This is a genomic window from Thermanaerothrix sp., assembly GCF_056331585.1.
The window spans coordinates 32,726-41,284 of sequence record NZ_JBWGPQ010000024.1 but is presented as its reverse complement, the minus strand read 5'-3'; the positions used below and the strand labels follow the sequence as shown (position 1 = coordinate 41,284).

General features: G+C 50.8%; 9 protein-coding genes. 2 read left to right on the top strand and 7 right to left on the bottom strand.

Features of this window, described 5'->3' with window-relative positions; all coding sequences use genetic code 11:
• The first annotated feature begins 128 nt into the window (after positions 1 to 128).
• A complete protein-coding gene (locus AC01YT_RS09330) occupies positions 129 to 467 on the top strand; it encodes a hypothetical protein (RefSeq protein WP_476674843.1) in 339 nt (112 codons plus the stop codon).
• Positions 467 to 769, top strand: a complete 303-nt coding sequence (locus AC01YT_RS09325) for a putative signal transducing protein (RefSeq protein ID WP_476674841.1) — start codon at positions 467 to 469, stop codon at positions 767 to 769. Before AC01YT_RS09330 ends, AC01YT_RS09325 begins: the two co-directional genes overlap by 1 nt.
• On the opposite strand, the gene AC01YT_RS09320 is transcribed toward AC01YT_RS09325, so the two are convergent.
• The 7 genes from AC01YT_RS09320 to AC01YT_RS09290 are packed head-to-tail and all read right to left on the bottom strand — an operon-like array spanning position 758 to position 8,554.
• Complete coding sequence (locus AC01YT_RS09320) at positions 758 to 1,621, bottom strand: aminotransferase class IV (RefSeq protein ID WP_476674839.1); 864 nt, start codon at positions 1,619 to 1,621, stop codon at positions 758 to 760. The genes AC01YT_RS09325 and AC01YT_RS09320 overlap by 12 nt on opposite strands.
• A 52-nt stretch (positions 1,622 to 1,673) precedes the next feature.
• Positions 1,674 to 2,297, bottom strand: a complete 624-nt coding sequence (locus AC01YT_RS09315) for a nucleotidyltransferase family protein (protein WP_476674837.1) — start codon at positions 2,295 to 2,297, stop codon at positions 1,674 to 1,676.
• A 7-nt stretch (positions 2,298 to 2,304) separates the two neighbouring features.
• A complete protein-coding gene (gene yqeC, locus AC01YT_RS09310) occupies positions 2,305 to 3,639 on the bottom strand; it encodes a selenium cofactor biosynthesis protein YqeC (protein WP_476674835.1) in 1,335 nt (444 codons plus the stop codon).
• 2 nt (positions 3,640 to 3,641) lie between these two features.
• Positions 3,642 to 4,457: a selenium-dependent molybdenum cofactor biosynthesis protein YqeB gene (gene yqeB, locus AC01YT_RS09305; RefSeq protein ID WP_476674833.1), complete on the bottom strand. Its 816-nt coding sequence runs from the start codon at positions 4,455 to 4,457 to the stop codon at positions 3,642 to 3,644.
• 50 nt (positions 4,458 to 4,507) lie between these two features.
• The gene (locus tag AC01YT_RS09300) at positions 4,508 to 6,730 is read right to left on the bottom strand and encodes a xanthine dehydrogenase family protein molybdopterin-binding subunit (protein ID WP_476674831.1); all 2,223 of its coding nucleotides are present in this window, start codon (positions 6,728 to 6,730) and stop codon (positions 4,508 to 4,510) included.
• Between the two features lie 22 nt (positions 6,731 to 6,752).
• Positions 6,753 to 7,130 (bottom strand): hypothetical protein, encoded by a 378-nt coding sequence (locus tag AC01YT_RS09295; protein WP_476674829.1) that lies wholly within the window; start codon positions 7,128 to 7,130, stop codon positions 6,753 to 6,755.
• Positions 7,130 to 8,554, bottom strand: a complete 1,425-nt coding sequence (locus AC01YT_RS09290; RefSeq protein ID WP_476674827.1) for an FAD binding domain-containing protein — start codon at positions 8,552 to 8,554, stop codon at positions 7,130 to 7,132. The genes AC01YT_RS09295 and AC01YT_RS09290 overlap by 1 nt, the downstream gene beginning before the upstream one ends.
• Positions 8,555 to 8,559 lie beyond the last annotated feature (5 nt).

Sequence of the window (8,559 nt, the reverse complement as noted above, 5' to 3'; positions counted from 1 at the left end):
AGGTGAACTCTATAACATCTTTTGCAAGTGGGAAATTCTTTACTATAATGAAGGTATTACCCAAGGACATTCAGGGTTGAAAGCAATTGCAAGCCTAGTCGCCCGAAAGCCATAACGCGGAGAGAGGAATGACAGAATCGGCCACTTTACGGCTACGCAAAGCCATTATCCAGCAAAAGACGGTTCACCTGGATGAGCCTACGCATTGCCCATTGTGCCGTCGGGCTTATGAGCAATTCCAAGATTATGCCGCTTTTATCGCCACGCAAAGCGCCGCAGCGCTCCAAGGTCATCCTAAGGGCGAAGCCTACCCTCATGCTGAGCGGCTTGAAACAGCGATCAGGCAACTTGAAACTTCCCTCGATCCCGAAGATGTCCGTTTTTCCCGCCTTCTAAATAATGCCAAGCAACAATTGGACACAATTGGTTCATTGATTTACGAAGTCCTACAAGAAAGAGAGTCGTGATGCCCCCTAACCCGCCTGGCTATGAGGAAGTCTACCGTGCCAACGGTCGTCTCCATGCCGACATTATTTGTGGTTTCCTGGAGGCCGCTGGCTTCACCGTAGTGTTGTATCAGGAAAGCGCCGGGGCAGTCTACGGGTTAACTGTCGGACCGCTCGGCGAGGTTCGGATTTTTGTTCCCTCCGAGCAAGCGGCCGAAGCACGGGAACTTCTCGCGGCGATGGACCGTGGCGAAACCAACACCTCAGAAGAGGACGAGGTTGATCTCAATGAAACGCCATCTGACCCCGCCTCACCTCACTAAATAAATGGGCTCAATCAACCGATCCACATTTAGATCATATAAGCGCGCGATGGTTCGCGTTATCGCACCTGGGTAGCCATTTCCAATGTCACGCTTATCTACCCGCACTATCGGCAATACCCCACGACTGCTGCTGGTGATAAATGCCTCCTCAATTGTTCCCAGGTCGTTAATGGTTATCGGGCAGAAGAGGATCGGAAACCCCGCCCTCTGAGCTGTATTGATAACTAGCGAGCGCGTTACACCTGGCAGTACATCTTTGCCTGCCGTAAAAATTTGCCCTTTCTTCACTGCAAAGAAGTTACTTGATAAGCCTTCTAATATTTCCCCCTGCGCATTGACCATTAAGATTTCGTTGATCCGGGGATGTTGTTTTAATTCCTGTTCCCGTAACGAAACTGTTTGGTGAATAAACTGACTGGATTTAGCCTCGGGTTGATGGCGGGTTAGAATCCGAGTGATTGCCCAGGCACCTTCTTGATAAAGCCAATCCGCAGGAACTGCCAATGGTTCAACCAAGATGTAACACCCCGGTATTTCCTCCGCTACAGGCACAAGTAAGCGCACTCGATAGTTCTCACTCATACCCGCATGAGTAATAGCCGTGTAAATACCCGATCGAAGTGCTTCCCGGGGTAAAGATATAGAATAACCCTGTAGAAATATCGTTCTCTCTAAGCGCTGAAAGTGTGTATCCAGAGATAGGGCATAATACCCCCGAAACGTACGAAATGTAGTATATGCCCCGGGTGGAATCTCAAGCGTAATAGCATCCAACGTTCCTTCCCGCTGTCCCAGTTTTTTTAGTTGCAATGCCTTAAGATCTAAAAACCAGAGTGAAACCATCCCCATTGCCAACCAACCTCAGAGACTACATTGGCCTTTATTATAGGATGAAACCTCCCTAATCTTCCCCCGAAGAATGGGGAGGTTTCATCTGCTCATAATCTTCTGGGGTATCCAAATCCTGGATAACGCTTGGAGTGTTGACAACTAGATAATCAATTTCATCCGCGTGACGGGCAAGAAAATCTCTTAAAGTTTGTTCCGCCGGTAATGTAATAAGTTCGCTCCATAAACGGCGATCAACCAGCCAGGGATGCCCCCGCCGCATTTGGTAACTCGGCACAACCAGCAGTGATTTTCGTTCGGTATACCGCCTGACCAATTGAGTAATGACATCTTGCTGAATTTGAGGTTGATCACCTAAAACGATCAACGCCGCCTCAAGAGTCGGAGAAAGGCATTTGAGCCCCACTTTCAAGGACGAAATCATCTCCCCTTCCGCAAACTCGGGATTGTGTACCCATCGTATGGGAAATGGCAGTGCCCGTAATAAATTTTCCACTTGCTCACGATATCCTCCCGTTACGACCTCGATGCTCTTAATCCCTGCCTCCCACAGCGTTACGACAACGTGTTCCAGCACTTTACGATCCCCCCAGGGCAACAAGAGTTTCGGTGCCCCCATCCGCCGTGAGAGTCCGGCAGCCAAAACCACTGCACCGATCTTCACCCCTGCTCCCATAGCCTCCTCACCCTATTTTCTGAACTTGCTCCCAATCCTCAGGTTGGTCAATATCCAATAGAATACGCTCATCAGACCATTCCAAGGGTAATACCGGGAACTGACCGAAGATCGCCCTTCCTCCCACATCACCTTGCAACTGCCTTAACGCAGGAAAGGTTACTTGATCGAATAAAACCGGATTGGCTCGATGCCCTTTAACAAAGGGAGCTACAATTGGTGCTAACGTGTGCGCATGTTGGTCTCTGAGGGCGCGTATAAGTTCCACAGAAAGATAGGGCTGATCACTTAACAAAAAGACTGCTCCTCCAACGCCCCCTGGTAATGCCTCCAGGCCACACACCACCGAGGTAGATACCCCATTGGGCCATCTGGGGTTGATCACAATACGCACTGGCAGGTCAGCCAGCACTTGCTGGATGGGTTCAATCCAAGCCCCTACCACCACAATCACCGGAGAAAGGTGCGCACCTAAGGCAGCTTCCACAATCCATCGGATAAGGGACTTTCCTTTCCATGCCAATAACTGCTTAGGAATCCCAAGCCGCTGGGATGCCCCCGCGGCTAGAACGATGCCTGCAATAGGCTCATAAACGGCAACAACAGCATCCTCACCTCCACGAATAACATTACCCAAAACAACCGCATCATAAGATCGATGAAGGAGCGGCAGATTTTGCAAAAGAATGGTTTGATCATCCGGCTTACATTCGTCCCACTGGTTAAAAAGTACTATTCGGCGCGCATGTTGCGGAATATTTTTCAAACCACCTTGGGGGTGTAGCAGGTAAGCAATCAAAGCGAAAGGTGTTACTGGCTGACCAAGAGGTAAACCCGCCCGTTGGCCAAAAATTTCGGGACGAAAGACGGTAGATTCACTCAAAGGTTTACCTAACCCCGAGAGACCACATACCACTATAACCGAATCCACCCATTCGGGAATCGGGGGTTCATGTTCTGCAGGGGCTTTAAGTGGACGCATCCGCGAGCCATCGGCTTCAATAATAACCGGAAGATTTAACCTTTCGGCATGAGAGTACACCTGGGTCAATACATCAGGCGTTAGACCGATAAGCCGTCCACTTTCTCGTTCAATCCCCGTGATTAGCGTGACTCCATCCCCTAGGGAGGCAAAGATTTTGTCCACCTCTTCTCGGGATTCAACGATCACATGATAATCGGCATATGCGGCCTGTGAACGGCCCAGATGAGCACTGTTGGTGAGAATGACAGACCCTTCCAAGGAACGGGCAAGAGCAAACAGCGTGGTCGTTTTACCCCCGGCGCCAACTAACGCCACCTTAGAACGTTCAGAAATTCTTAAGGCATGCTTTAGATTCATGCCTAGTCATCACGATAAAGCACAGATCTAAGAGCCGACACTGAGAGAATGGCCGTCAGGGCAGCCCCACCAATTGCTAAGGACTTATCTGAAACCAAGTAACAGTACTTGGGGTTCTGCCGTGGATCCACATCCCCGATTTTCATCCCCTGGGTTACATACAGCCCATCTGCCACCAAGCCCCGAACCACACCATCAAAGGGAGCAAGCACTTCATACCCGTTTACGGTAGCAATCGGTTGACCTTGCTTAACCAGATCGCCAATTTCAACACAAGCCGTCAAAACCCCTGCAACCGGTGCACGCAATACTCGCTGAGCATCATACCCCCCTACGCTCTCGGGAATTCCAGTATCCGGTTCGGTACTGCCTTCCCAATAAAGGCGCCCCAACGTATGCCCTCGCATGGACTCAATAACCACATGGCAATCTTGACCGGCTACAAAACCGGGGCCAATTCCAATCACCAATGGCGCGACAGGATGAGGCAAATCTGAACCCTTTTTGGTTAGACGGGCATCCACGAGCACGTGGGGTTTGAACCAAGCACGTGCTTTTGCCTCTGGGTCTACCATCACCGGTACTTCACCGCGCAGAAAGCATTCTCGGGCTTCCTCCGCAGTGGCAACCCGCTGTGCAAGGATTTCCTCCACATGGGTGACTCCGGCATAAATGGCCTCGGCAAAAGCCACTTTGCGCCGTACAACCAGCGGCTTTTCTAATTCAGTCACCAAAACCCAGAAGCCAGCCTGGTGCAACCGCATCACCACGCCGCTTCCAAGATCACCACCGCCTCGCACCAAAACCCGTAACGGCATCTCGCGTTACCTCTTTGAAAGAGGGGACGGAATTTCCCGTCCCCAAGTGTTTACTTCGTTTCCAACCCCTGACGGACACGTTCGGGGGTATAAGGAAAAGCGTCATACCATCTTCCGGTGGCCTGGCGCAGTGCCGAAGAAATCGCTGGTGCTAAGGGTAAATAGGGCATCTCTGCCATGCCACGTGCACCCCAAGGGCCAATAGGATCGGGGTATTCGATGATAAGCGATTCAACGTTCTCCGGGACATCTAACACGGTTGGGATCAAATACGTAGAGAGCGTTTTGGTCAACACCTGCCCCTCTTGGACAATGAAGTTTTCCAACAGGGCATAGCCCGCCGCCTGTACCACCGCTCCCTCGATTTGCCCCTGCACTTGCTGTGGATTGACCGCTTTTCCCACATCGTCGGCGCACCACACATTGACCAAACGTGCTTGCCCAGTTTCGAGGTCCACTTCTACCTCAACGGCTTCGGCAACATATCCATAAGCAAAATTTGGCTCCGATTTACCCGTTTCTGGATCTAAGGGGGTTGTCTTAGGTGGCCGATATTGATAAACGGCTCGCGCTGGACGTTCTTCGTTGCGCCATTTTTCCAGCGCAAGTTCAGCCGCCCCTCGAATGGCATTACCCGCCATGAAGGTCATCCGCGATGCTGATGCGCTTCCGGAATTGAGGGTATAAGCGGTGTCCGATGCTACCAACGAGACTTTTTCAATTGGCACCCCCAATGCTTCGGCGGCCATTTGAACGAATACCGTATGTGCCCCCTGCCCAACATCAGCGCCTGCATGGTAAAGGGTAGCCTTTTCAATTTCTGCTCCACCTTCCAACTCTATAATCGCCCAACAATTTTCCGGTGCGCCAAAGGAGAAACCTACATTTTTGAAACCACACGCAAACCCCATAGCGCGGCGCAGGTTAGGTGATCCCTCAACTTGCCACACATAACCTGTTGGGCGCTGCCAACCCCGCTCCGTTTTTTCCCATCCTGCCGCAAGCGCGCAAGTTTCAACCACTTGCTTAATGCTCACCCCTTTGGGAAGCGGGGTCCCCACTGAGAGCAAATCACCTTCACCCAAAAGATTTCGCATCCGAATCTCAACCGGATCCATCCCCAGGGCTTCCGCCAATTTATTCATCTGGGATTCAGCCGCAAAGATCGCCTGAGGACCTCCAAAGCCACGGAAAGCGCCAGTGGGAATATTGTTGGTATAAACCGCGTAGGAATCCACTTTTACATTCGGAATGTTATAAGCACCCGTGCAGAGCAGGGTCGCGTTGCCTAAAACTTTTGTCGAAGTGTAGGCATAAGCCCCACCATCTGCAATAAGTTCAACTTCCGCAGCGATGACTTTCCCTTCACGGTTGGCACCCCACTTAGCCCGAATGTAGTAGGGATGACGTTTATGATGCCCGATGATAGACTCTTCACGCGACCACACAATTTTCACCGGGCGATTAATACCCCGCTGATGCAATCGCCAAGCAGCCAACGCTAACACAATTTGTACCGACATATCCTCGCGCCCACCAAAGGCTCCGCCAATGGCCGGGTAAATGACTCGTACTTGATCCTCAGGTAAATTAAGCGCATGAGCGATTTGCTCACGATCTTCATGCGTCCATTGCCCAGCAACAACTACGGTAACTCGTCCTTCCTCATCGATATAAGCCACCCCCGCCTCGGGTTGCAGGTAGGCATGTTCTTGAAAGGGGGTCTCATAATATCCTTCGACAATCACATCGGCTTGAGCAAAGGCTTTTTCAACATCACCTTTGCGGATACGATAGCGGCAGAAAACGTTAGAGCCCTTATCAGGGTGTAGCAAAGTGGCATTCTCTTTCATTGCCTCGCGCGGATCGGTAACCACCGGCAAATCTTCATATTCCACGCGAATGGCCTGGAGTGCCTTTTCGGCAATAGCTTCGTTTTCCGCTACCACCAACGCGACCTGATCACCGATAAAACGCACGCGATCCGCATACGGCTTATTTGAACCTGGTCCACATAACACCGGCTGGTCAGGCATGATCAGGCCATATTCATTAACAGGAACATCTGCCGCGGTAAAGACGGCTATAACCCCTTCCATGCTCAATGCTTCTGAAACATCAATAGACCGAATGCGTGCATGTGGGCGGTTAGCGAAAAGAATTTTCATATAAGCCTGATTAGGAAAATTGAAATCACCCGGGTAGAGTGCCTCACCCTTAACTTTTGCGACTGCGTCCACCCGAGTCACAGATTGGCCAATGTATGTGTTCATAAAGTGACCTCCAAACTACGACTCAGCGCTGCTTTTTTTGGCGTTTCGGATATGAGACCGGGGGTACATCTAAGGGCCCGTAACGCGAAGGACCGAATAGGCGATAGAGCACATAAGTGAATAATTGAAAAACAGTAAAGATAACCAACATCAACGCCACCGTTAGAATGATTTTCGCATACAACAACGGATCTTTCCCAGGGGCTAACAGATCCGCTGGGATCGTAACCCAATTGCGACGCGAGTTTTCTTCCAGCAGGACTAAAGCCCCAAAATAACCCAGTAACGGCGTGAGAATCATCAGTCCAAAACCCACCCCTTGCCAAATAGGGTGCAATTTTGTGCTGGCTTCACGCTCGCTCATGGACGGTTGGCGTTTGTAGTCGGCATATTTACCCATTACACCATCTCCCCATGTTGCTCCGCTGCCCGCTCAATGGCCTGAATGATCTTATAGTATCCAGTGCACCGGCACAAATTGCCAGTAATCGCATATTGAATATCCTCAATCGAAGGTCGCGGTTTTTCTTCAAGCAGTTTAACCGCCGACATGATGAACCCTGGCGTACAATAGCCGCATTGAACCGCGCCCTCCTCCACAAACGCTTGTTGCACCGGATGTAAGCGATCACCCTCTGCAATCCCTTCAATGGTACGGATTTCAGCCTGATGCGCCCGCACCGCTGGAACCATACAACTCATCACGGCAACCCCGTCTAAGAAAACGGTACATGCACCACATTCCCCTTCTGCACAGCCCTCTTTAGTACCAATGAGGCCTGCTTCCTCGCGCAAGAGCCGTAAAAGGGTTTTGTTTTGACCGGTGCTGAATTCGTAGTGTTTGCCGTTGATAACGGTTTGAATGGGAGTGTTCTGAGTATGAACAATCGTTTTAGTTAAACCGTTCGAATTGGGACTGCTCTTTCCCCACAACAAAACTGGCCCTTCGGGCAAATTGCCACGTTCTCGCCCTTGAGCAATGGCAGTTAACCCGCGCCGGATCAAAACTCCCACCATATATCGCCGATATTCGGCTGAGCCGCGGATATCTGAAATAGGGCGCGCTGCTTGCATGGCCAACTCAGCCGCACGTTGTATCGTTTCCGAATCGAGCGACTTACCCACCAAAAAGGCTTCTGCTTCAATGGCATGGATAATCGTTGGGGCTACGGCACCTAATGTTATGGCTGCCTTGTTCACTCGTTGATTTTCAAGAGTCAACACGATAGCCGCATTGACTACCGATATGGCTTGCGCCCGGCGCAGGGCATATTTTAAGAAGATTCCGCGTTGATTGGCTTTTAGGGCCGGGAAAACAATATCCACAAGCATTTCATCCGGTTCAAGCACAGTTCGCCGAACCCCGGTGTAAAAATCTTTCAGCCTCACCACGCGCTCGCCACGCAATGAGCGCAAACGCACTTTGGCGTCTAAGGCCATAAGGGGGGTAATGGTGTCATTTGCGGGCGAAGCAGTAACGAGGTTTCCGGCAATTGTGCCACGATTGCGAATCTGAGGTGACCCCACTTCCCAAGTCGCCTGGGCTAATGGCAGTGCGTATTCTCGGATTAATTTTGAAGCCACACAGTGATTATGGGTTACCAGTGGCCCTAAGTGCAGATTGCCATCCTCGTCCAAGACAATCTGATCCAGTTTAGGAATACGAGTTATATCAACCAGGGTTTCAATGCCCTTACGAACACCCCGTTCTATCTCTAAAATAAGATCGGTTGCACCGGCTACCACACGCGCTTTTTCGCGTTTTTCAGCCAAAACTCTTAATGCATCATCTAAAGATGCCGCGCTGACATAGGTCTGCCACATAGGTA